At 48.8% G+C, this 23,238-nt stretch carries 24 protein-coding genes; 12 read left to right on the forward strand and 12 right to left on the reverse strand.

The window, feature by feature from the left end:
* The first annotated feature begins 4 nt into the window (after positions 1 to 4).
* Both LI114_RS08055 and LI114_RS08060 read left to right on the forward strand, forming a co-directional pair.
* Positions 5 to 1,780, forward strand: coding sequence for a right-handed parallel beta-helix repeat-containing protein (locus LI114_RS08055; RefSeq protein ID WP_227220244.1), 1,776 nt, complete (start codon positions 5 to 7; stop codon positions 1,778 to 1,780).
* Positions 1,781 to 1,802: 22 nt separating this feature from the next.
* Positions 1,803 to 2,300, forward strand: coding sequence for a DUF4358 domain-containing protein (locus tag LI114_RS08060; RefSeq protein WP_227220245.1), 498 nt, complete (start codon positions 1,803 to 1,805; stop codon positions 2,298 to 2,300).
* Positions 2,301 to 2,397: 97 nt separating this feature from the next.
* On the opposite strand, the gene LI114_RS08065 is transcribed toward LI114_RS08060, so the two are convergent.
* On the reverse strand, positions 2,398 to 3,843 hold the full coding sequence (locus tag LI114_RS08065; protein ID WP_227220246.1) for an SGNH/GDSL hydrolase family protein: 1,446 nt from the start codon (positions 3,841 to 3,843) through the stop codon (positions 2,398 to 2,400).
* Positions 3,844 to 3,991: 148 nt separating this feature from the next.
* Between LI114_RS08065 and LI114_RS08070 the strand changes: the two genes are divergently transcribed.
* The 3 genes from LI114_RS08070 to glpK are packed head-to-tail and all read left to right on the forward strand — an operon-like array spanning position 3,992 to position 8,559.
* Positions 3,992 to 6,100, forward strand: coding sequence for a Tex family protein (locus tag LI114_RS08070; RefSeq protein WP_227220247.1), 2,109 nt, complete (start codon positions 3,992 to 3,994; stop codon positions 6,098 to 6,100).
* A gap of 12 nt (positions 6,101 to 6,112) precedes the next feature.
* Positions 6,113 to 7,075 (forward strand): biotin--[acetyl-CoA-carboxylase] ligase, encoded by a 963-nt coding sequence (locus LI114_RS08075; RefSeq protein WP_227220248.1) that lies wholly within the window; start codon positions 6,113 to 6,115, stop codon positions 7,073 to 7,075.
* Positions 7,072 to 8,559 carry a glycerol kinase GlpK gene (glpK, locus tag LI114_RS08080; RefSeq protein ID WP_227220249.1) on the forward strand — a complete coding sequence of 496 codons (1,488 nt, stop codon included), beginning with the start codon at positions 7,072 to 7,074 and terminating at the stop codon, positions 8,557 to 8,559. Before LI114_RS08075 ends, glpK begins: the two co-directional genes overlap by 4 nt.
* Positions 8,560 to 8,636: 77 nt before the next feature.
* Here the strand turns inward: glpK and LI114_RS08085 are convergent, their stop codons facing one another.
* The 10 genes from LI114_RS08085 to LI114_RS08130 all read right to left on the reverse strand — a co-directional run bounded on the left by LI114_RS08085 (position 8,637) and on the right by LI114_RS08130 (position 16,206).
* Complete coding sequence (locus tag LI114_RS08085) at positions 8,637 to 9,455, reverse strand: hypothetical protein (protein ID WP_227220250.1); 819 nt, start codon at positions 9,453 to 9,455, stop codon at positions 8,637 to 8,639.
* The gene (locus tag LI114_RS08090; protein ID WP_227220251.1) at positions 9,452 to 9,943 is read right to left on the reverse strand and encodes a hypothetical protein; all 492 of its coding nucleotides are present in this window, start codon (positions 9,941 to 9,943) and stop codon (positions 9,452 to 9,454) included. The genes LI114_RS08085 and LI114_RS08090 overlap by 4 nt, the downstream gene beginning before the upstream one ends.
* A gap of 36 nt (positions 9,944 to 9,979) precedes the next feature.
* A complete protein-coding gene (locus LI114_RS08095; protein ID WP_227220252.1) occupies positions 9,980 to 11,035 on the reverse strand; it encodes a hypothetical protein in 1,056 nt (351 codons plus the stop codon).
* A gap of 13 nt (positions 11,036 to 11,048) precedes the next feature.
* Complete coding sequence (locus LI114_RS08100) at positions 11,049 to 11,522, reverse strand: hypothetical protein (protein WP_227220253.1); 474 nt, start codon at positions 11,520 to 11,522, stop codon at positions 11,049 to 11,051.
* A 6-nt stretch (positions 11,523 to 11,528) separates the two neighbouring features.
* Positions 11,529 to 12,572, reverse strand: a complete 1,044-nt coding sequence (locus tag LI114_RS08105) for a hypothetical protein (protein ID WP_227220254.1) — start codon at positions 12,570 to 12,572, stop codon at positions 11,529 to 11,531.
* Between the two features lie 20 nt (positions 12,573 to 12,592).
* Positions 12,593 to 13,039 (reverse strand): hypothetical protein, encoded by a 447-nt coding sequence (locus LI114_RS08110; RefSeq protein WP_227220255.1) that lies wholly within the window; start codon positions 13,037 to 13,039, stop codon positions 12,593 to 12,595.
* Positions 13,040 to 13,051: 12 nt separating this feature from the next.
* Positions 13,052 to 14,137 carry a pectate lyase-like adhesive domain-containing protein gene (locus tag LI114_RS08115; protein WP_227220256.1) on the reverse strand — a complete coding sequence of 362 codons (1,086 nt, stop codon included), beginning with the start codon at positions 14,135 to 14,137 and terminating at the stop codon, positions 13,052 to 13,054.
* Positions 14,138 to 14,153: 16 nt separating this feature from the next.
* Positions 14,154 to 15,233, reverse strand: a complete 1,080-nt coding sequence (locus LI114_RS08120; RefSeq protein WP_227220257.1) for a hypothetical protein — start codon at positions 15,231 to 15,233, stop codon at positions 14,154 to 14,156.
* Positions 15,234 to 15,301: 68 nt separating this feature from the next.
* Complete coding sequence (locus LI114_RS08125; RefSeq protein ID WP_227220258.1) at positions 15,302 to 15,841, reverse strand: hypothetical protein; 540 nt, start codon at positions 15,839 to 15,841, stop codon at positions 15,302 to 15,304.
* Positions 15,842 to 15,858: 17 nt separating this feature from the next.
* The gene (locus LI114_RS08130) at positions 15,859 to 16,206 is read right to left on the reverse strand and encodes a hypothetical protein (RefSeq protein ID WP_227220259.1); all 348 of its coding nucleotides are present in this window, start codon (positions 16,204 to 16,206) and stop codon (positions 15,859 to 15,861) included.
* 206 nt (positions 16,207 to 16,412) lie between these two features.
* Between LI114_RS08130 and LI114_RS08135 the strand changes: the two genes are divergently transcribed.
* The 7 genes from LI114_RS08135 (at position 16,413) to LI114_RS08165 (ending at position 22,603) form a co-directional block, all read left to right on the forward strand.
* Positions 16,413 to 17,138, forward strand: coding sequence for a LytR/AlgR family response regulator transcription factor (locus LI114_RS08135; protein WP_227220260.1), 726 nt, complete (start codon positions 16,413 to 16,415; stop codon positions 17,136 to 17,138).
* Positions 17,138 to 18,451 (forward strand): sensor histidine kinase, encoded by a 1,314-nt coding sequence (locus tag LI114_RS08140; RefSeq protein WP_227220261.1) that lies wholly within the window; start codon positions 17,138 to 17,140, stop codon positions 18,449 to 18,451. The genes LI114_RS08135 and LI114_RS08140 overlap by 1 nt, the downstream gene beginning before the upstream one ends.
* Positions 18,452 to 18,605: 154 nt before the next feature.
* The gene (locus LI114_RS08145; RefSeq protein WP_227220262.1) at positions 18,606 to 18,779 is read left to right on the forward strand and encodes a hypothetical protein; all 174 of its coding nucleotides are present in this window, start codon (positions 18,606 to 18,608) and stop codon (positions 18,777 to 18,779) included.
* Between the two features lie 20 nt (positions 18,780 to 18,799).
* The gene (locus LI114_RS08150) at positions 18,800 to 20,116 is read left to right on the forward strand and encodes a replication initiator protein A (RefSeq protein WP_227220263.1); all 1,317 of its coding nucleotides are present in this window, start codon (positions 18,800 to 18,802) and stop codon (positions 20,114 to 20,116) included.
* Complete coding sequence (locus tag LI114_RS08155) at positions 20,117 to 20,710, forward strand: hypothetical protein (RefSeq protein ID WP_227220264.1); 594 nt, start codon at positions 20,117 to 20,119, stop codon at positions 20,708 to 20,710.
* 173 nt (positions 20,711 to 20,883) lie between these two features.
* Positions 20,884 to 21,675, forward strand: a complete 792-nt coding sequence (locus LI114_RS08160; protein WP_227220265.1) for a ParA family protein — start codon at positions 20,884 to 20,886, stop codon at positions 21,673 to 21,675.
* 13 nt (positions 21,676 to 21,688) lie between these two features.
* Entirely contained in the window at positions 21,689 to 22,603 is a 915-nt protein-coding gene (locus LI114_RS08165) for a ParB/RepB/Spo0J family partition protein (RefSeq protein ID WP_227220266.1), read from the forward strand.
* Positions 22,604 to 22,666: 63 nt separating this feature from the next.
* On the opposite strand, the gene LI114_RS08170 is transcribed toward LI114_RS08165, so the two are convergent.
* Positions 22,667 to 23,236: a DUF6037 family protein gene (locus LI114_RS08170; RefSeq protein ID WP_227220267.1), complete on the reverse strand. Its 570-nt coding sequence runs from the start codon at positions 23,234 to 23,236 to the stop codon at positions 22,667 to 22,669.
* Positions 23,237 to 23,238: the final 2 nt, after the last annotated feature.

Consider the following 23,238-nt stretch of genomic DNA (forward strand, 5'->3'; position numbering starts at 1 on the left):
CAAAGTGAGTAAGATTATCTGCGCGGCGCTGGCTGCGCTAATGATGGCGGGCGGAACGGTTTATGCGATGCTGCCCGAAGCTGCCGGCGTTGCTCAGGAAAAAACAGTCGTCATTGACGAAAACAATGAGTTTGTGCCTAACGAATTTGACATTACGCTTTTTGGTGCAAACGGCGATGACGAGATCGACGACACAGACTATATACAAAATGCTCTTGATATGGTCGAATCTGACAGCGCCAAACAGCAGACTGTTCATATTCCGCGCGGAGTCTACTACATTTCGCGCTGTCTGACGATCCATTCCAACACCTCGCTGATTTTAGATGACGGTGCAAAGATCATTCGCACGGACGAAAGCCAAGCTATGTTGAAAAATGCCGATGACAGCGGCGCGCTAGTCGGTGGTTACGGACACGCGAAAAACATTACCGTCAGCGGTGGTGAGTGGGACGGAAATGTAAAAAACCGTGAGAGTGCAAAGGCGCTTTTTCTCTTTAACCATTCGCAAAATATAAATATATTAAACACATACATTCATGATTATTGCGGCGGTCACGGCGTGATCTTCAATGCTTGCAGTGACGTCGAGATCAGCGGAGTTGAACTTTCTGACTTTGTAAAATGCAAAAATATGGAACAAGGCGGCAGCGCATGGTATCAGGAAGCGATGCATTTTGACTATGCTTCGGAGGAGCAGGATTACGAGGGAAGTGCCGCTCCGTTGGATAATACCGGCTGTCGAAATGTTCACGTTGACAGCTGTAAATTTGAAGATCTGCCTGTTGCTGTCGGTACGCATCACGATTACAGCGAGCTTTACGGCGATAACATAACGTTCAATAATTGCGAATTTAAGGATATTAAATTCGCATGTATCAACGCTTACGGCTTTCGCACTATGGAGATAAAGGGCAACAAAGCCAGCAATTGCTTGAGTTTCGCGAACCTGCGAAAGTGTCAGGGAGATGTCAGCAACAACAGCGTGAGCCTTGTCAGCAAGGCAACGAAATCTCAGCTTGCAGGCGTTTCTAAAGGTTACCAAATGCGCGTGATTGATTGCACGCTGAACATTTCGGACAACAAATTTGTCGGCGGGGCGTCAAGTGGATTGGTTATCTCAGAAAATTCCAACATTGAAATGTCGCAAAATAAGATCAAAAATGTCAAAAATTTCGGCATGAAGATCTCCGATTCAAGCCGTGTGGCTATGTCGTCTGATCTGGTCAGTGGCAGTGGTGAAACAGGCATCGGTGTTGTAGACGGCAGTGTTCTGACGATAAAAAATGCAAAAATATTAAACAACAAACAGGACGGTATCAAAGGTTCATTTGCCAAGAAGATCACGCTGAAAAATTGCACTATCAAGTCAAACGCACGCGGCATCGCTGTCAATGGCGGCATTGTCAATTGCACGTCCGGTAAGATATGCCGCAACGCGGGAAAAGAGATCGTCTGCGCGGCAGGCACAAAAGGAACGTTCAGATCAAATACGTTCGGCGGTGGCGGCAATACTATCGCGACTGGTTCAAATATCAAAATTACCGGCAGTAAATATTTGCTTGACGAGGGCAGCTTGAAGCTTGATAAAAAAATCTACAAATTCAAAGGCAAGGCGATAAAGCCGAAAGTTACTGTGACTTTCGCCGGCAAAACGCTTAGCAGTAAGAATTACAAAATCACTTATTCTGCCAACAAAAAGCGCGGTAAAGGAAGTGTCACAGTTACCGGAAAAGGTGCATACAAGGGCAAACTTACTTCCAAATTTACGATCAAATAACTACCGTTACGGAGGATAGATTATGCTGAAGAATAAATTGACAGCTGCCGCGGCGGCAATGTGCATTTTGCTGTGCGGATGTTCAAATAATAAAGACATTGATTCGCAAACAACGTCCATAACTGACATTTCGATAACCGCTCAGCAGGTTTTTGACGCGGTGAAAGACAAGGACTACGCTGCTGACATGAATGCTACCGCCGTCTTTGGCGACGATGTTTTTACTGCCAATTGTGAAAAGCTGTACGGCGAACCTGCCGAGAATTTTACCGACGGCGGCATCATGTACGTTTCTTCGGGTGCTTCCGCAGACGAGATAAGCATTTTGGCGGGTGACAGCGATTGCGAAAAACTTCTCAAAGACCGTGTTGACCGACGTGTGAGCGACTTTGAGGGTTACAAGCCCGACGAGCTGGATAAGATCAGATCTGCCGAAGTTTTTGAATACGGTGGGCTTTGGATAATGATTATTTCTGACAATTCAGACAATATAAGGTCTGATATTCAAGCAATTTCGTAAATATTATTCTATCGGGCGGCGCTTGCCGCTCTTTTTTTGCAAAAAAATACCGTGCAGATAGTGTCTGCACGGTATTGTTATCTAACTTTTATAAAGCTTACTTCTTTTTCTTGCTAACTATTGCAGAAGCTGCAAAGAAGATAGCCGCTGCCGATGCAACTGCTGTTACGCCTGTCTGCGGGCTTGCGTCCTTGTTTCCGCTTGCGGAAGAGCTGCTCGCCGCGCTGGAAGAAGCAGAGGAAGTCGCCGACGAATTTGCGCTCGAATTTGCCGCGCTTGATGTGTCGGTGGTCGCTTCGGAAGAGCTGTTCTCAGTTTCAGAGTTTTCGTCAGACGATGCGTCCGAACTGTTCTCACTGGAAGTATCTTCCTCAGAACTGCTGTCGATCGGATCGATGTCTACGTCGTTAACGCTCCAGCCGTAAAGCTCGGTTATCTTGTCCGCCAGCTTGTGAGCCGCTTTCGCGTGGGTCTTTTCCGAGGGGTGCCAGTCAGAGCCGAGTCCGTCCTCGAGGTTCTGAACGTCAAACTTCAGGCTGTTGATCTTCGTGTCGCCCGTTTCGTCAACGTACTGCTTCACAGCGTCCTCGATGGCAGGGTACAGATCCTGACCCATGATGCCGAGGGTGCAAAGTATCTCGGAATTCGGGTTTTTCTCGCGTATCAGCTTGATGAGGTCAACGTATTCAGCGGTGAATGCTTCGATCCTGTCCGCCTTGCCCTTTGTGTACGAAGCGTCGTTCGTGCCGAGGTTTACAACTACCAGCTCGGGTGAGCTGCTGAAATCCCAGTCCACCTGCGAGATGTTCTTGCCGTCGATCCAGCCCCAAGAGAAGCCGACCTTGTCATAATATTTGCTCACGATGGAGTTTGAGTTTATTTTGTCGTTGCTTGTGTAGCCTGAAAGTACGCCGTAGCCGCTGTATGAAACCATGCTGTAATCCGAATCGAAAAGCTGTGCGGTCTTGTAAGCGTAGGTCTTTGTGCCGTCCTCAGTTGATGTTAAGAAATGGTCGTTCATGCTCTTTCCGTCAACGCCGTATCCGCAGGTGATCGAGTCGCCGATGAATTCAATGCTGTGCGACTTGCTCTCGGTGGGCGAGATCGCGCCGTCGGCCTCTATCTCGTCGATGAGCACCGAAGAATTTGCCGACTCTGAAAGCTTTACAACGCTAACGGTGTGCAACTTGTCCTCGCCGAGGTCAAGTGTTATTTTCTGTGGTTTTTCGGTGAGCATAACGTCGTCAACTTTTTTGCCGTCCGCGAAAAATCCAATGCGCGCGCCCTCGGTAGCTGAGATGGCGTTGCCGTCGCCCGTGATGGTAATAGCAGTGGTAGTTCCTGTAAACTGATACTCAGCACCCGAAGCAGTCAGCGAGAACCAAAGCGATTCGCCGTTGTAATATGTACGTCCGAGCGTTTTCACGTTTTCAGTTGTAGGCTCGTAGGAAACCATTTCGCCGTCGGCGGAAACGCTCTGAGAGAGTCCGCAGCCGAGGGCAACAGCCGCCGAGCAAACTGCCGCGATTATTCTTGCCTTCATAATTTTTCCTCCATAATTGTATAATAAACTTCCATTTTGTATTATAACATATTTATTAGACAATTGCAATACCTTTCGTAAAAAAAGTTGCATTTTTTCAGAGAATATGCTATAATAGATTAGAAATATTTTTACGGAGATCAAAAAAATGAATAGAGATGTAATTGTTGAACGTTTAGCAAAAGAATTTGAAACTAAAAAAGAGTACGTCGCCAATGTCATGGATATGCTCGATAACGGCGATACAGTGCCCTTTATTTCCCGCTATCGTAAAGAGCTTCACGGCGATATGGACGTGCGCGGTCTTAGCGAAAGATATGAATATATGAAGAATTTAGAGGCGCGAAAGGAAACCGCTCTCGCGGCCATCGAAGAACAGGGTAAGCTCACGCCCGAGTTGAAAAGACGCTTTGAAAACGCGCTCACCCTCGGCGAGGTCGAGGATCTCTATCTTCCTTATCGCCCCAAGAAAAAGACCCGCGCTTCCGTCGCAAAGGCGCGCGGTCTTGAACCCCTCGCCGACCTGCTGCTCTCAAACGGCAAAGCGCCCGCTGAGAAGCTTGCCGAAAATTTCCTCGGCGATGAAGTTCTCGATGCAGCCGCCGCTTTGAACGGCGCTTGCGACATTATCGCCGAGCGCGTTGCGGAAAATGCCGACATTCGCTCGATGGCGCGCAGCTACGTTTTCGAGCGCGGCACGCTTTCTGCCGCCCGCGCGACCGACGAGGATACCGTTTACGATAATTATTACGATTTTCACGCCGCGCCCAAACGCATACAGGGTCACCAGTGTTTGGCTATCAACCGTGCCGAAAAAGAAGGTGCGTTGAAAGTCAAGATAGAGTCAGACTCCGACCGCATGATCGCGCAGATCGAGCGCCGAGTTATCCCGCGCGGCAGCAATTACGCCGATATTCTCGACTCCGCCGTTACCGATTCCTACGACCGCCTGCTTGAGCCCGCGATAATCCGCGACATCCGCTCCTCACTCACCGAGCAGGCTGAGGACGGCGCGATACGCAATTTCAAGGTAAATCTGAAAGCGCTTCTCATGCAGGCGATAGTGCCCGACAAGGTGATAATGGGTCTTGACCCGGGCTATTCGCACGGCTGTAAGGTCGGCATAATCGACTCGCAGGGCGCTGTTTTGACTACCGACGTGGTGTATCTGCATCAGAAAAACCGCGCCGCCGACCGCCTTTCGCAGCTCTGCAAGAAGTACGGAGTCGGCTGTATCGCGATAGGCAACGGCACGGCTTCGCGCGAAACCGAGGAGCTGGCTTCGGGGCTGGGTATCGACTACGTCATCGTCAGTGAGGCGGGCGCTTCAGTTTACTCGGTTTCTAAGCTTGCGGAGGAGGAGTTCCCCGACTTTGACACGAACGTGCGCTCTGCTATCTCTATCGCGCGTCGTCTGCAAGACCCCCTCGCCGAGCTTGTCAAGATAGACCCGAAGTCGATCGGGGTGGGTCAGTATCAGCATGATCTGAACCAGAAAAAGCTTTCCGAAGCGCTCGCGGGCGTTGTGGAGGACTGCGTAAACAGCGTCGGCGTGAATGTCAACACCGCTTCCGCGCCGCTGCTCAGCCGAATCGCGGGTCTGAACGCCACCACCGCGAAAAATATCGTCGCTTACCGCACGGAAAACGGCGCGTTCACCTCGCGTCGCCAGCTTCTGAAAGTGCCGCGTTTGGGCGCAAAAGCTTACGAGCAGTGCGCGGGATTTCTGCGCGTTGCGGGCGGTAAAAATATTCTCGACAACACGGGGATCCATCCCGAATCTTACGAAGCCGCCGAAAAGCTGCTTGCTCTGCTGGGCTACACGACCGATGACGTGAAAGCCGAGCGGCTGGGCGACCTTGCTGAACGTGCCAAAAAATACAACGATATAGAGATCTCGGAAAAGTGCGGTGCGGGCGCTGCGACCATGGCGGACATTGCGAAAGAGCTTGTGAAACCCGGCCGCGATATGCGCGAGGAGCTGCCGCCGCCCGTTTTCCGCAAGGGCGTTATGGGCATCGAAGACCTCGAGGAAAACATGGTGCTCGACGGCACGGTGCGCAACGTTATCGACTTCGGCGCTTTCGTGGACATTGGCGTTCATCAAGACGGGCTGGTGCACATCTCCGAGATCGCCGACCGCTACATCAAGCATCCCTCGGAGGTGCTCACGCCGGGTCAAAACGTACGTGTGAAGATCATCAAGCTCGACAAAGCGAAAAAACGCATTTCGCTTTCGATAAAGCAGGCGAAGTAAGGAGGGCACGCTGTGGCTTTGAAAAATCAGATACTCGCGATGCTTGAGCAGAGCCGCGGCGAACCGCTTTCGGGCACTGCGTTGGCGCGCGAATTCGGCGTTTCGCGCAACGCGGTCTGGAAGGCTGTCAATGCGCTAAAAGCCGAGGGTCACATCATCGAAACGGCGGGCAAGCAGGGCTATAAGCTTGCGGAGGATAGCGACGAGCTGACGGCTGAGGGCATTCGCGCCTGCATGGACGGCTTTGAGAATATAAAAATATTAACCTATAAAGAGGTCGCTTCCACCAACGATGAGGCGAAGAAATTCTGCGTTGTAAACAGCGGCGAACGTGCGGTTTTCATCGCCGAAAAGCAAACTGCGGGCAGAGGAAGATTTGGCAGAAGTTTCTATTCACCCGAGAGCGGACTTTATCTCTCGGCAGTGACTCACCCCAACCGCACCATCGAACGCTCAGTGGTCTACACGGCGGCCGCGGCGGTCGCGGCTGTTCGCGCGATAACTAAAGTCTGCGGCGCAGAGCCTAAAATCAAATGGATAAATGACCTTTATCTGGACGGCAGAAAGATCTGCGGAATACTCACCGAAGCCGTCACAGACTTTGAAACAGGCGAAGTTCGCAGCATGATAACAGGCATCGGCATAAATCTTTCGACCGAAAGTTTTCCTGACGAGCTGCGCGAAAAAGCCGCGGGCCTTGGCAGTGGAGTGCGCCGAAATCAGCTCGCCGCGCAGATAATCTGTGAGCTGTACCGCCTTACCGAGCTTGAGCCGAGCGCGTTTATGGAGGAGTACCGCCGCGATTGCTTCCTCATCGGCCGCGAGATAGTTTTCTTCGACGGCGAAAAAGAGCTTCGTGCGCGGGTGGCTGACATAGGCGCAGGCTGCGAGCTGGTGCTCGATATTGACGGCGAAAAACGCTCGTACATTCACGGCGAGATACGAAAAATAATTGGGGAGGATATAAAAATATGAAATACATTTTGTCGCTCGATCAGGGCACTACGTCGTCCCGCGCGGTGCTTTTTGACGAAAACAGGCGCACCGCTGCGATCTCTCAGCACGAGTTCGCGCAGCACTTTCCGCGCGAGGGCTGGGTCGAGCATGACCCGATGGAGATCTGGTCGTCGCAGTACGCCGTTGCGGCGGAGGCGGTCGCGAAAAGCGGCGTTGACCCGCGCGACATCGCGGCGCTAGGCATCACAAATCAGCGCGAAACTACCATTGTTTGGGAGCGTGCGACCGGCAGACCTATTTATAATGCCATTGTTTGGCAATGCCGCCGGACCGCGCCGCTTATAGAAGAGCTGAAAGCGCGCGGATTGAGCGATATGATCCGCGAAAAGACCGGCCTTGTACCCGACGCTTACTTCTCGGCGACCAAAATTCGCTGGATCCTCGACCACGTTGACGGCGCTCAGCAGCGTGCGGAAGCGGGTGATCTGCTTTTCGGCACTGTCGATAGCTGGTTGATATGGAAATTAACAGGCGGCAAAACTCACGCCATCGACCGTACAAACGCCTCACGCACTATGCTTTATAATATCCATGATCTGGATTGGGACGGCGACCTGCTGCGGCTTTTCAATATCCCGCGCGCCATGCTTCCCGAGGTCAAGTGCTCGGGCGAATACTTCGGCGAGGCGGACATTTGCGGCGCTGCCGTTCCGATAATGGGAGCGGCGGGCGACCAGCAGGCGGCGCTTTTTGGGCAGTGTTGTTTCAACGCGGGCGATGCCAAAAATACCTACGGCACCGGCTGTTTTCTGCTGATGAACACGGGCGTGAGCTGCCGCGTCAGCGAAAACGGGCTTGTCACGACCGTTGCGGCGGGGCTGAAAGGCGCTCCGCAAAAGTACGCGCTCGAGGGCAGCGTTTTTGTCGGCGGCGCGGTTATCCAGTGGCTTCGCGACGAGCTTCGGCTTTTTTCTGAGAGCCGCGATGCCGAGTATTTCGCCCGTAAGGTCGAGGATACAGGCGGCGTTTACCTTGTCCCCGCATTCACGGGCCTGGGCGCGCCCTACTGGGATATGTACGCCCGCGGCACGATCGTCGGCATCACCCGCGGCACTAAGCGCGAGCACATTATCCGCGCCGCGCAGGAGGCGATAGCTTACCAGTCTGCCGACCTTTTCGCCGCTATGGAGAAGGATTCGGGCTGTAAGATCTCCGCGCTGAACGTTGACGGTGGGGCTTCGCGCGATAGTTTTCTTATGCAGTTTCAGTCCGATATTTTGGACAGAAAACTTATCAAGCCCGTAGATCACGAGTCTACAGCGCTCGGTGCGGCGTACCTCGCAGGTCTTGCGGCGGGTGTATGGAAAAGTGAGGAAGAGCTTGCCGCGCAGCGCGTGACCGAGCGCGTTTACGAGCCTTCCATGACCGCCGAAAAGCGGGCCGAGCTGCTCGCCGGCTGGCACAAAGCGGTCGGCAGAAGCGCCGGCTGGGCTGAGAAATAAAAACCGCGCGGCTGCTCCACACAAATACAGCCACGCGATATTTTGGCAATGCTGCACATCATTTGTGCGGTGTTGCCTTATTTTTTGTCCCGCTTTTCGTGCGAGCCTTTTGCCGCCGTAACGGCGAGTGCTCCGCCTGCCAGCAGGGAAGCTAGGGCTATCCCCGCGCCGAGTCCGGTGTTCGGCGAGCCGCCGTCGTTCGGTGCGGTGCTGTTCGGTTTCGGCGATGTGCTCGAAGCCGTGCCCGACGAACTTTTCGAGCTTGACGAACTCGAAGCCGCCGAGCTGCCGTTTGACGAACTTGCATCTCCCGACGATGTGTCTGACGTTCCGTCAGATGAACTGCCCGAAGCGTCCGAATTATCCGAAGAATCGTCCGCCGCTTCCGTGCAGAGCACATAGAATGGACTTCCGTCCGTTTTGAACGTCATATCCGCGCTGCCGAAGTCGGTTAGCAGCCCGTTCGATGTGCCGTCGGTTTTCAGCGAAAATGTAAAGTCGCGCTCGGCGCTTATCGTCACCCTCACGCCCTCGGCGGGGTAAGCCTCGCCGTTCTCCAGATAATAGATGTTGTAGGCGAGCAGGTTTTCGTATTTTTCGCCCATTACACCGCTTATCCAGCCTAGCGCTTCCTGCTCGGTTATTGGGTCGATTATCAGCCGCCGCGAGCTGTCCCCATCGTTTACCGAAACGTCCGTGCCGTCGGGCAGCTGCGCGCTTCCGCTGCCGTTTTCGTCGAGAGGCACTTCGTTCCAAGGCGTATTTTCCGTGTATATCGCGTGTACATCGCCGTCGCCGCTCGGATTTTCAGCGTCCAGCCGCGCGTTTGCTGCATATGCCGTCAGCGACATACTTGCCGCTATCGCGGCCGCGAGTACAGCCGTGATCTTTTTCATTGGTCGCTCTGACCTCCTATCGTTGTGTTCAGCGTTGCCGCGCCTGCGCTTCGGTAGGTCTGCGGCTCGTAGCCCATGATCTTCAGCTTTATTTTCGTGCCCTGCGGCAGCTCGCGCGAGAGGGCAACGTACTTCACATACTCGTTCGGCTTTATCAGCCCTGTTTCGCCCAGCATCTCGCCGTTTTCATCGAGCACCCGCAGCTTTATCAGCGCTGTGTTTTCCTCAGCGTTCGTGAGGTACACCACCGCCTTGCCGCCCTCTATAGTCACGTTTCCGCAGACCGAAAATCGGTAGCTCATGCCCTCTTTGTACGGCGAGCTGTACCCCAGATCTTCGGGAACGTCGGGCACGCCCTGCTCGGCGGCGCTTTCAAATGGCGGGGGAGTAAACTCCGCCTTCTCTTGCGGACGGTTCAGTGCAAATATCATCACCGCCAGCGCCGCAGCGAAGCATACCGCCAGTATCGGCAGCAGTACTTTCTGCAAATTTTTCCGCTTATCCATCATAAGCCCCCTGAACTTTTATTTTGCTGTAACTACCCAGTTTTCGCCGTCTTTAGCAATCGTAAAGCTGTTTTCGTCAACGTAATTTGTCGGGTCGAAATCGTATGTGCCTGCACCGATGACAGTCGTGCCGCCCCAAAGCGCCGCTTTTCCGCTGACTACGCTGTTTCCCTCGAGTATCAGTGTGCCATTGCTTTCATTGATGATCGCCAGTGTATCGCCTGTATTTTCTATTTTGCAATCGGTAAGCGTTACTGTGCCGCCGCTTACGTTGACAGCGGTACTGCCGTTTGTTGTCAGCTCGCAATTTGTCACATCGGTAGTTCCGCCGTTTGAATCAAGCGGCGTTCTGTGCGTATTTATTTTTCCGTTCTTGATCTTGCAATCGAAGCCATCATTTACTAAACCGCCCTTTAAAGTGTGTCCGTTTAGGTCTATGTCAACATCTTTGGTCAATTCGCAAACTTCACTGTTAGGAATTTCAATATCGTTGGCAAATTTTATTTTTCCGCCTCTATCGAGCAGGGTTTCTAACTCCTCAAAGGTCGCCGCCATCGTGTAACCCTCGCTGTCTACCTCGTAGGCTTTGTGCTCAGCGATAGTTACCGTGAAAGTGCCAAGCTTCTGATCTGACTCGATACCGCCGCCGTAAATGCCGAAGTAGTTTACAAACTGCGGCGCATTTTCGGGCTCAGTTCCCTCAGCGTTGTCAAGCAGAAATACATTTTTATATATCAGGTGCTCCAGCCCTGCAACATCTGATTTGAAAGAGTACGTTGTCTTGATCTGCGCGTTTGAATGGTTAGTCACGGTTATAGACCTTACAGCGTCGGTGGGTTCTTCTCCCCAACTGCCCTCGGTAGTGTCATACTTGTGCGTATCGGGGTTCCAAGTCTTGTCGCCGTCGGTGTATGTAAACGTCATATCTTCCCAAGTGACGTCCACCGCGATGATAGTTCCCGCGCTGGTTCCCGCAATGTATTTTCCTTTTACTTCTATCTCCTCGTCAGCGAAAGCAGTCATAGACCCTGCCGAAAGCGCCAGCGCGAGTATAAATGCCAGTTTCTTTTTCATGGTTACCTCTTCCTTACGCCAGAATGTTTATAGAAATAGTACCGATCTTTCCGTCAGCTGAGATTCCCGCTCCGCTTACGCTGAATTCTATCGAGTCGCTCGGCGCGTTCTCTACCGCAGTGCCCTCCGCACTTACGAGCACAAAGCCGTCCTTGTCGAATTTTCCGCTCAGTCCGTCTACAGCCGAGCTGAACTCAGGTTCTACCGCAATGTCGGCGTTCGAGTGGTTGGTAACAGTGATCGTCTTAGTGTCCGCCGACCACTTGCCCTCGGTGCTGTCGTACTTGTGCGTGTCGGGGTTCCATTCCTTGTCGCCGTCGGTGTATGTAAATGTCATGTCGTCCCATGTAATGTCATACCTGTAAACAGTTCCGCCATTGTTTCCCGCAACGTATTTTCCGTTTACCTCTATCTCCTCGTCGGCGAATGCCGTCATAGATCCTGCCGAAAGTGCCAGTGCCATTATAATTGCTATTGTCTTTTTCATGATAAATTACCTCCGATTATTATTTACTACCCAGTACGCATCTTCCTGAGTAACTGTTAAATTGTTCGTGTCAACGTATTCCGTAGGGTCGAAATTGTATCTGCCCGCGTAAACGTTCATGTTTTTATTATTTACCATCTCGCCCTCGATGTTCACGTTTTCGCTTATGTTTACTGTTCCGTCACTATTATGAAGCGCTTTTCCGCCGCCTGTATTTTTTATCATGCAGTTGCGAATGTTTACAGTTCCGAACAGATTGTCCAGCGCGATACCCGATGTAGTTTCTATCTCGCAGTTTTCGATATTCAGCGTGCCTGTGTGCACATACAGCGGGGAGCTGTTTTTGTATATTTTTCCGTTGCGAATAGTGTAGTCGCCCGTGTTGTCGATATATATCGAGCCGTTAATGGTAAAGTAGTTTAGGTCTACTACCGAGCCGTTGGTCATGTTTATAGAAACATCTGTAAGGTCGTTCGTCAGCCTTACTTTCGCATTGCCGCCCTCCAGCGCTTCATTCATTTCAGCTTCGCTGCCGACCAGTGTGTAACCATAGGCGTCGGTGGTAGCGGTTATCGTTACCGTGATGTTGCCGAGCGCAGAGTCGCTCTCGATAGCCGTGCCGCTCACGCTGAATTTTGCCGAGTCGGCAGGCGCTTCGGCGGGCGTTGTTCCCTCTGCGGTCACGAGCTTTATCTTGCTTTTGCTGAATTCCCCTTTCAGCCCCTCGATGTTTGATGTGAAAGCGAGGTCTGCTTTTATGTCCGCGTTCGAGTGGTTGGTAACGCTTATTTCCTTGCTCTCTGTTGACCAGCCGCCCGCAGTGGCTTCGTACTGGTGCGTTTTGGTGTTCCATACTTTGCCGCTCTCGGTGTACTCAAAGGTCATGTCGTCCCACTTTATGTCCGCCGAAACGGTTACATATTTGCTGTCAGTGTAATTCGCCGATACCTGTATTTCGGTCGGCGATGTGCCGTCGTTCGTTTCTGCAAAAGCGGTTATCGAGCTTGTGCAGAGCGCCAGCGCCGTTATAAACGCCGTTTTCCTTTTCATTTTTTAGCATCCTCCTTTCCTTAATTATTCGTACTCGGCAAAATGTTTATCTTTATCACGCCCAGCTCGTTCGTGCTGCTGTCTATCGCCGCGCCGCTCACGCTGAAATACGTTTTCTCCTCAGCTTTCCCGCCGACTTCCAGCACGCTCTCGGTAAAATCTCCGTTCAGCCCGTCTATATCCGTATCAAACTCCAGCCGCGCGGTAACGCGTGTGTCGTTGTTGTTCGTCACGGATATTTCTCGCTGATCGCTGTACCACATATCCGAAGCGGTGCTGTATGTGTGCGTTTCGGGGTTCCATATTTTGTGGCCGCCGAAGTATGTGAAGCTCATCTCTTCCCACGATATGTCTACCGAGATCTCAGACCCCGTATTTGCGTTCTCTTCGGCAGATACAGCCGCCGCCATGCTTGCCGTAAGCACCGCCGCCAGCAAAAGCGCCGCTTTTTTCTTTATATACCGCATATCATTCCTCCGCTATTTTTCCGTAACAAACCAGCCCTCGGTGCCTTTATGCACGTCGCATTTGTCAGTGTCAACATATTCCGTAGGGTCGAAATTGTATAAGCCCCATTCAGCGCTGATCGTTACTTTGTCGGTGTCGTTTTCTTTGTATATGCCGCTGTCTATTCTTATAGTTCGGTTTAATGTCAAACTGCCCGGTCGGTCTTTCACCCCTATGTTTGCGCCGTTCAAGCCTTTTCCTGTAAATGTTGAGTTAAATACCGCTGCTTTCGCGTTGTCTATCAGCAGACCGTAGTTATCATCGCTTTCCAGCTCAAGATCTTCCAGCGTCAGATCACTGCATCCTGCCGCGTATACAGCGCTTGCATTGCTGCCACTGGTTTTCAGCGTACCGCCGTATATTGATCTGCAATTTCCTGTCACCTTGAATATCGTATTATTCGCTGTAATGGTGTGTCCATATAATCCAATATCGCAAGGCTTCGTTATTTCAATAGTTTCGTCCAGCGTTATATCATTGCTGAGAACTATATTACCGCCTTTCTGTACAGCCGCTTTAAGTTCTTCCGCGGTGGATACTGATATTACTTTAGCATAGTTTTCATATATCGAAACGTATATCGAGCCAAGCTTTTCGTCCTCTTGTATCGCTTCGCCGCTCACGCCTATTTTTATAGTCGTTTTAGGCGCGTCGGCGGGCGCAGTGCCCTCAGCGGTCGGCAGGCTTACAATGTCTTTGTCTATGCTGAAATCTACGTCCCCATACTCCACGTCGTAATCCGTATAAACCAGCAGACCAATGTTAGAATGATTTGTGATGTTTATGTTCTTAGTTTCATTTGTCCAGCCGCCGTCTGTAACCTCGTAAGCGTGCGTGTCGGGGTTCCATACCTCGTCGCCGTCCTGATATGTGAAAGTCATATCGTCCCATGTTACGTCCGCCGCTATTACAGTACCCCCGCCGCTCGCCGCTACGAACTTGCCTTTTACCTCTATATTAGCGGGCGATGTGCCGTTGTTCGTTTCAGCAAAAGCCGTCATCGAGCCCGTGCAAAGCGCCAGCGCGAGTATAAAAGCTGTCTTTCGTTTAATGTTCATGGTGTGCTCACCCCGCTTACTTAGCCGCTACTACCCAGCTTTCGCCGTCCTGCGTGATAGTAAAATTCTCAGCGTCTACAAAATCCGTTGGGTCGAAATTGTACGTTCCCGCGAGGATATTTGTGTTTATCACCTTGTTCGCGCTCTTGTATATCTCTCCCGTAAAGCTGTTCGTTCCGCTGATGTATACCGCGCCGTTATTATTTATGAGCGAGTAGTTTCCGGTTTCGTTGATGAGCGTGCAGTCGGTTATGTTTACAGTTCCGCCCATAACATATACAGGCGTAGCTTTGGTGCTCATGTAGCAGTTGATGAGGTTCGTAGTGCCTTTCTGCGACATTATAGTTCCGTCAACGTTGAGTATCTTGCCGTTCTTTACGGTAACCTCCGAGTTGTTGTTCATTATTTGACCCGTTATCGTGTGTCCGTCGAGGTCTATAACTGCGTCCTTTTTGCAGTTTATTCGGCTGCTAAGAGTTATATCGCCGGTGAGTTTTACGCTGCCGCCCTGCGCGATGGCGTCTTTCAGCTCGGCGTATGTGGCAGCTTCCTTCACGATGCTGCTGCCGTCGCTTTCAGAAATAGTAACGGTAGCCGTTCCGACCTTAGTCATTTTGGTAACGTCGCGCGAAAGCTCGCCGCTGAGTGTAAGCTCGGTAGTTTCGGTAAGGCTCGCGTCGTCGTAAGTCTTGCCCTCAGCCGAGGGAAGCTCGAAGCTTTCTTTTGTAAGCTTGCCCGTTACTTCGCTGTATCCCGCCAGCGGCTTGTATGTAACGTCTGCCGCAATGGGCGTGTTCGAGTGGTTGGTAACGCTTATCTCGTTGCCGCTCGCCGACCATTTGCCCTCGCTTTCGAGGTCGTAATCGTGTTCGTCAACGTTCCAGATCTTCGAGCCGCTCACGCTGTAAGTAAACTCCATCTCGCCCCATACTACGTCGGCGTAAATGGTCTTTTCGGTAACGATGTTCTCGATGTACTTCGCCTTTACTCCGATGTCCTGCTTGCCGCCGTTCTCCTCGATGGCCGCTGCAAAAGCAGTGGTGCTGAGCACAGAAGAGAGTGATAACGCCAGCGCTAAAGAAATAGCCTTTTTCATGTGTGTTTCCTCCTAAAAAGTTGTATTTTTCTTTGGAAGATACCGAACTGTATCGTGCGGTACTCCCTTTATTTTTCGACCGTAACGGTAATTTTCGCTACGGTATCTACCATTGCCTTTTCGCCCGATTCAGGGTCGTAGCTGAGCACGCGGAAATCTGCGTCGGTGTATGTGCCCTCGCTCAGTTTTTTCTCAGCGCCGTCTAAAAGCGCGAGCTTTTTCAGCCTGTTGCCCGGCTCTATAGTGCCCGACTGCGCTACTATCTCGCCGTTTATCTCTATGCAGAGCACTATGTCCTGCGTAGATCTGCCGGGGTGAGTATAATTCAGATAAGCCGTTTTGTCCGCAAGGCTTATGTTCACGCTGCTGTCGTATTCCAGCGATATACCGCCGCCGCCGCTCGGCACGTCCAATTTTTCGCCGTTGTCTGAAAGCGGCTCGGCGTTCTGCTCAGCCGCCTGCGGCGCGTAGTCGGGGATAAGCACCTGTTCCTGCGTGTTTCTGAAAAACAGCGCCCATATCGTTACGCCCATGCAAACTGCCATGCCTATTATCAGCGCGATTATGATAAGCCTGCGCTGTTTCTCCTGCTTTTCGCTTTTTTCCATTGTGTAAATGACCTCCTTTATTTCAAACAGCGTGAGAGAGCTTTGTCTACTACCGCCGCCGTCACCGTTTTTGCGGTGAAGTACCTGCAATTTATCCTGTATGACTGCGCGCCGAAAGCTTCATCGTCGGCGAACCATACCAGCGCCGCTTTTGGGCATACGTCGTGCGCCGCTATGGCGGCCTCCATGCCTTTTGCCCCGCGCTCTGCCACGAATATCATGTCAGCCCCGCCTTTTTGCAGAGCCGCTATGTAGTCGTCGGTGCTTTCGGGAAGAATGAATTTCATCAGCCGAAACCGCATAAGCTCAGACATCTGAATGGCGTGCATTATGTCATACTTTTTGCCAAAAATTATAATATTCAATATGCCGCCCCCTTTCTGACGTGCAATTTGGGTGGGTTTATTAACAAATATTATATAGTTTAATAACCAAAAATGCAATCCTTTTTACTCGAAAGGTTGGAAAGTTACTCAATCGGTCGCGCAAAAAAATGGTCGCAATACTTGAAAATATTAAAATAATGTGATATAATCATTATGAGAAATTGTATAACAAAGGGTGATCTTCAATGAACATTGCACTTGTAGATGATGACAGAGAGCTGCTTGAAAAGCTCCGCGTGCTGATGATTCAGCAGTTTGCCGAGGTTTCAGACCGCCTTTATAATATTGATACTTTTGAGAGCGCCGAGGAGTTTTTCGCAGACTGGTCGGCTGGCAAGTACGGGCTTATCGTGCTGGATATTTATATGGGCGATGCCAACGGCATAACCGCCGCCGAGCGTATCCGCGAAACTGACAGCGATGTGCGCATAGCTTTCTGCACATCGTCAAACGAATTTGCTACCGAAACTTACGGCGTCAACGCCAGCGATTATCTTCAAAAGCCGATAACCGCCGAAAAGGTAGCCCGCCTGCTGCAAAAGGCGAATTTCGAGAAGATAGAAAAAGAACGCGCTGTGCAGCTTCCTGACGGGACATATCTGCGCTGCCGAAATATAATCTACGTCGAATACTGCAACCACAAGCTTACATTTTATCTGAAATATGGCGAGCCTTACGGCATCTACTGCTCGTTTTCAAAAGCTGAGAGCCTGCTCGCGCCGTGCGGCTATTTCTTCTCGCCGACCAAGGGACTCATCATAAATTTTTACGAGGTCGCGAAGATAACCGAGGACACCTTTATAATGAAGGAAGGCTCGGCACTGCCGATAGCGCGGCGAAAGGTCAAGGAAGCCAAGGCGCTTTACAAGACGTTTCAGTTTGAAACTCTCAGCAGGGAGGTAGACTTCTGATGAGCGCGGCAGAGATGGTGATATACTCGGTTCTAAGTTATCTGCCATACATAGCGCTGGCGCTTTTTCCGTTCAAAAATGACTTGCGCTTCTCAAAGCGCATAACGGTACTGCTGGTGATAGTCTCGGGCATATTTCAGATACTGATAGGTCTGTGGGCGGGTCTTTGGGGCGGCAATTCCGCACTGCTGAGCTTTATAAGCACGGTTACATACTTTGTATTTTACTTCACAGTCGTAAAAGCGCACTTCGGCAAAACGCTTTTTACACTGCTTACGCTTTCAAACATAGCGAACTTTGTGGTAATATCCTCGAAGTGCATAGAGGGCGCGCTGTTCCCCGAAAACGCTATGCAGGGCTACCGCTGGAGCTTTTCGCTGATAATGGTCTTGGTGCAGGCGGCGCTGCTGATACCGCTTTGGTTCTACATTCGCAGCACATATACCACAGTTATGGAGAAAGATGCTGCGAAGCCGACATGGCGCTTTCTCTGGCTGATACCCGCGACATTCTACGTCGAGTGGTATTACCATCTTTACAGCAACAGCGGAAAATCTTCGCTGGAGCTTGCACTCGAGCCGGAAAACACGCTTTTCCTTTTCTTTATAAATCTGGGAGCTGTATTTATTTACCACATGGTAGTCTGCCACATCAAGGCGATAGAGGCGAACATAGAGCTTTCCGAACAGAACCACGCTCTGCAAACTCAGCATTTGCAGTATGAGAATTTGCAGGAGCGTATCGCAGAGGCGCGGCGTTTCAAGCATGATATACGCCACAACGTTCTGACGGTTCTTTCTTTTTTAGAGGACGGGAAGTACGATGAGGCAAAAAATTTCCTCGAAGCGTATGATCTTTCCATGCCCGATGACCGCAGCGTTTGCTTCTGTAAAAATTATTCAGTGAATGCGATCTTGCTGTTTTTTGCACAGCAGGCGAAGGACGCGAAGATAGATTTCATCACTGCGGTAGATGTGCCCGAGGACATTGGCATTTCGGACAACGTTATCTCAGTACTGCTCGGCAACCTGCTTGAAAACGCAGTAGAAGCGAGCAGCAAGGCGGAAGAGGGAAGCCGCAGGGTAACAATAAAGAGCGTTTGCAATGGCGGTACGATACTTTTCAAGATCAGCAACACCTATGTGGGAGAGCTTGTTAGAAACAAAAGCGGGCTTTATATGTCAACGAAGCATTCAGGCAGCGGCATAGGCTTAGCCTCGGTGCGGAACATAGTGAAGCAAAACGGCGGAATGTTGAAAATTTCCGATACAGGCGGCGAGTTCGCGGTAACGGTAATGCTCATGCAGGAATAAAAAAAAGAGATCGAGCTTTGGTGCTTGATCTCTTTTGATTTTTACATATGAACAAAGCGTGACCGAGTTTATTCGATCACGCTTTGTTGGTCGGAGTGACGGGACTTGAACCCACGGCCTCTACCACCCCAAAACAATTAAGGAGCTGATAATAATGAAATGTATAGAAAAAAATGATAAAACATCTATAATTGACTTGCTTACTGAACAGGTAATGCGTTCTAGTGGAATGAGCAAGGAAGAATCATATGAGTCTATTATTGAACTTATTCATGCCGGGCTGCTTGTTGTGGCTAATGATGGCGTCTATCTTCGCGCTATTAAATAATGTAAGAGGAAGTGAAAGACATGAACTGTGAATTTATCAATATTCATGAGTATGACGATAGAAAGTATCGCTATTTCAAATTGTATAAGTATCTTATGCTTGACGATTCGTTTTCAGATATTTCAACAAGTGCAAAGATAGCTTACAGTTTGTTTGAAAACCGCCATCAATTGTCTGTCGATAATGATATTAAAGATAAAAATGGCAGACCATACATTTTCTTTTCGCGAAATGAACTGATAGAAGCTCTAAACTGTTCAACACATAAAGCGGCAGAAATAATCAAAGAATTGCTGACAGCCGGTCTGATAGAGCGAAGCACTAAGCTGGGTGGATTTAATGGTGAGAAAAACAAGGGGCAATACAGGCTGTATGTCAACGATTATGTAACAAAGATAAAGAACAAAGCACAAAAAAGCAGAAACGGATCCTTTGACACAATGAAGTCAAGGGATTTTTTTATGATTCCATTTTCTCTTTTTACCAGAAATACTGAACTATTTGCCCTTCAGATCAATGTTAAGGTAACGTATGCAATTCTCCTAAACATGGTCAACTTGTCTGCTCGATCTGACCATTATCATGATGAGCATGGTAATATTTATGTTAAACTTACGATCGAACAACTACAAAAGATATTCGGAAATAATTGCAGTGCAAAAACTGCTGCGCGTTATTTCAATATTTTATCAGAACTAGGGCTTATAGAACGCAAACGCAGAGGGGCAGAACACGTTATTTTTGTAAAACATATCGTGGACAAAACCGACACAACAGCAGCAGACAAAACTGACACAACAGCAGCAGACAAAACCGACACAACAGTAGTGGACAAAACCGACACAACAGTAGTGAACAAAACCGACACAACAGTACTGGACAAAACCGACACAACAGTACTGGACAAAACCTGCACACAAATTAGAAGAAAAGAATTAGAATTAATAACTAGAAGAGAAGAGTTAGAATTATTCAAATTAGAAAAGGCAAATGGGAATGAATCGTTGCGTACTCAGCTCGAGAACCGTTGGGACTTAAGCGGCTATCTTGAGCTGGCTAAAGTACTGGGCAATTCTGATGTGATGATCAAACAGAAAAGTGAAATGTTTGATTTGATCGTAACAAGTACATTGTGGCTTTGTTCTTTTAAAGGCAAAGAAATAAATATTGCCGGCAATGCAGTAAGCCGAAGTGACGCTATGGCGAAAATTGTTGGCCTGGACAGCTTCGATGTTAATAACATATGCGATGAGCTAACAGTGCGAGGAGAAAACTGTAATCTGAATTATATCATTGGCGCGTTATTCTTCGCTGCTGAAAACAAGGAGGCGGTATAGTTGACCTATCGACCTGAAAATGTGCTTTACTTAGTGCCGTCTGTTGTGGAAGAGAAAAACGAGGAAGGTTACAGCGAAATTCGTTTAAAAGGCTGCGCTGCGATCTACGGGACAAACGAAGCGGCATTTTACTGCGAGCAGATAACCGCAGAGAACAAAAACGCTTTTGGCGACTCACTCGAAGCTGCATTAAAAAATGTGAAAGCACTTATTGTAATATGCCGTAATGATATATCTCTTATCAGCGAATATGCAGGAGATTCAACGGAAAAATTGAAAGGTGCTTTCGAGGGGCGAATGATCGGCGCAGGAGGGCTGCGCGGTCAAAGGTCACCAGGCTCACCGGCAAAAAAGCAGGAGAAGAAAGAGGAAAAGTTAGATATAAAGTCAGCGGTCAGAATGTTTGCAATAATAGCTAATAAAGCAACGCCGCAGGAAGTATCTCAAAATTGCGACCCACAAGATATCGAACTCGAAGATCTGATCGCTTACTATGGAATAGAACATGAAAGCACCGGAAGTGAGCTTACTGACAGGCTCGCAGAATTAAAGGCTGTATGGGAAACTATGCAGCCGTTTTTTTATGGGAAATAATGAAATGTACCATGAACCGAGCTGTACTGAAAAAGTACGGCTTGATTGATGGTATAACTATCATCACGGCATGATCGCTGATTGCAACAGTGTGAGGACGTTTATGTAACCCACGTCCTCTTTTCTATGCCGCTGCAAATCAAATGGGTTACAGAAAAATGGAGGGTTACACCATGAAAAACAATAAAACAAAGATCATTGCTATCTCAAACCAGAAGTCCAGTGGAAAAACTACAACGGCTATCAATATCGGCGCGGCGCTCGCTATGAAAGGCAGCAAGGTGCTTATGATAGACTTTGACGCGCAAGAGTCACTTTCAAACTTCTTCGGCTTTTACGGAGCAGAAAAGAACATAGCACAGCTGTTGTTCGATGTTATCGACAAGAGAGCTGATATAAACGTTGCCGAGTATATTTGCCACAATGACGAAAATGACCTTGATATAATTCCGACTAATCTATCAGATATGAACGATCTGTCGAAAATAATCATTGCCGAACGCGGAAAAGAAATGGTACTGCGCAGACTGCTTACTCGTTATGACGTGTTTTCCGAATACGATTATATCCTTATAGACTGCAATGCAAGTGTAGATATTACTGTAGATAATGCGCTGACTGCTGCCGACTATGTACTTATTCCCTGTTGGGCTGCACCGTTTAATTACGGGCCTCTTGCGAACACAATTGTTCAGATCGAGGATATTCGCGACGAACTTAATCCTGAGCTTAAAATACTCGGTATCATTGCGACATTCTGCGAGAGAACAAACAATTGCAAGATGACGAAGCAAATGCTTTTTGAAAATTATCCTAACAAGATATGCCGAACTACAATAAGCCGCACCGCAGCTGCAGATACATCGCTGAGAGAAAAGGCAGCGGTGTTCAGCAATTCAAAATCGAATAAGACAGCGCAGGAATACAAAGCTCTTGCAGATGAGCTGCTTGACCGCATGAAGTAAGGAGGATACAGCAATGAACTTTAACGCAATAAATGAATCCCGCAGCAAGCGGATGGAAACTCCTCGGGAAAACAGAAGCCGACTGGACAAAATACTTGAAAAGTCCGAACAAGCGGCAGAAGAAACTCTGCCTTTAGGCAGCATTGAAGAATACAAAGACGCTGACGGCAATACGCAGCCGTATGATATTGATGAAGCAAAAGTTAATGCACTAGCTGCAAGCATTGCTGAAAGCGGTCAGCTTGAACCTCTTATCGTCCGCAAGATCGATGATGAAAAATATCAGTTGCTGGCAGGTCATCACAGACTTGCCGCGTTGAAGCTGAACAATGCTGAGAATGCTAAAGTCAAAATAGTTGATTGCAGCGACTGGGAAGCATACAGAATAGTGGTGGAATCAAATATCCGTCACGGTTCGCCGAAGCCGTCTGAAATCGCAAAGATACTTATAAAATACAAGGAAAATTCAGCACATGAAAAAGTAACGAACAAAATGCTGGCTGAAATGTTTGATATATCAGAACGTCAGACATATCGTTTTCTAAAACTTGCAAAGCTTTCACCTGAGCTTATCGAAGCGATAGATATGGGGCTTATATCTACAAACTCCATCGACGAGCTTACAGATCTCCAGTCTAAGCAGCAAAGAATACTTGCTCGTTACGTTTCAATAAACGAGAAACCAATGAATGTTTCACTCTGCAAGAAAGCAATAACTTTTCTGAAAAGTGATCTTGCAGCAGACGTGGAATCACTTGCAAAGTTTCTCGAAAAGAAGCCGCCGAAGAAGCGTTATAAGAACGAGGTATTCAATTCTTTTCTTTCAGAGAAAAAAGACATGGCTGAAAAAATGAATGAACATAGCGAAGAAGAGCTTTCCGAACTAGTCATTATGCTGCTGGAAGAGTACTTTAATGACGAGATATAGCGTTGATAGCAGGAGTTTAAAATCTGCCTTTAGGCAGAAAAATAGAATATGAGCTTTATGGGATTATATATCCCATGGGTTGGTCACGCTTCGCTCATCCCTCGGAAAACTTGACCATAGAGAGCTGATATTATTACGTCTGCAATAATCAGCAACAGTTTTACCTAAGTAAAATTCGGTTTTATCGAAATTGCGGGCTTGCCTTTTATCTTTTAGGTGATCATTCCATCCGCAAAAATATATTTTCTCATTTTCGTCAACATGACGAAAAGACGAGTATTTTCTTAATTCTCTATAATCAACACCTTGTAAAGAAGATTTTCGAGGTGCTTTTTCAGAAAGGAGGCGGAGGAACGTAGATGAATTAAAGTGATCTTTGCTCCAACTTAAATTAAGAATTTTGCAAAGTGAATAATAATCCTCATTATTCATTTCAACAATAAAATACTTATTCATGTTAAGCACGCATCCCCAATTTTGGTTATGAATCGCAACTAGAATTTGATAGCCATTATGTGATAAAGAAAAAATTACATCGAACTTAAATTTATTATAATTAAAACTGTAATGTTCTTTATCTACATTGTTTGTTTTCATACTTTGAATAAGTGGCGCAAAATCGACACACTTCATAA

It is taken from the genome of Ruminococcus sp. 210702-SL.1.03, assembly GCF_020559915.1.
Taxonomy (GTDB): domain Bacteria; phylum Bacillota; class Clostridia; order Oscillospirales; family Ruminococcaceae; genus YE71.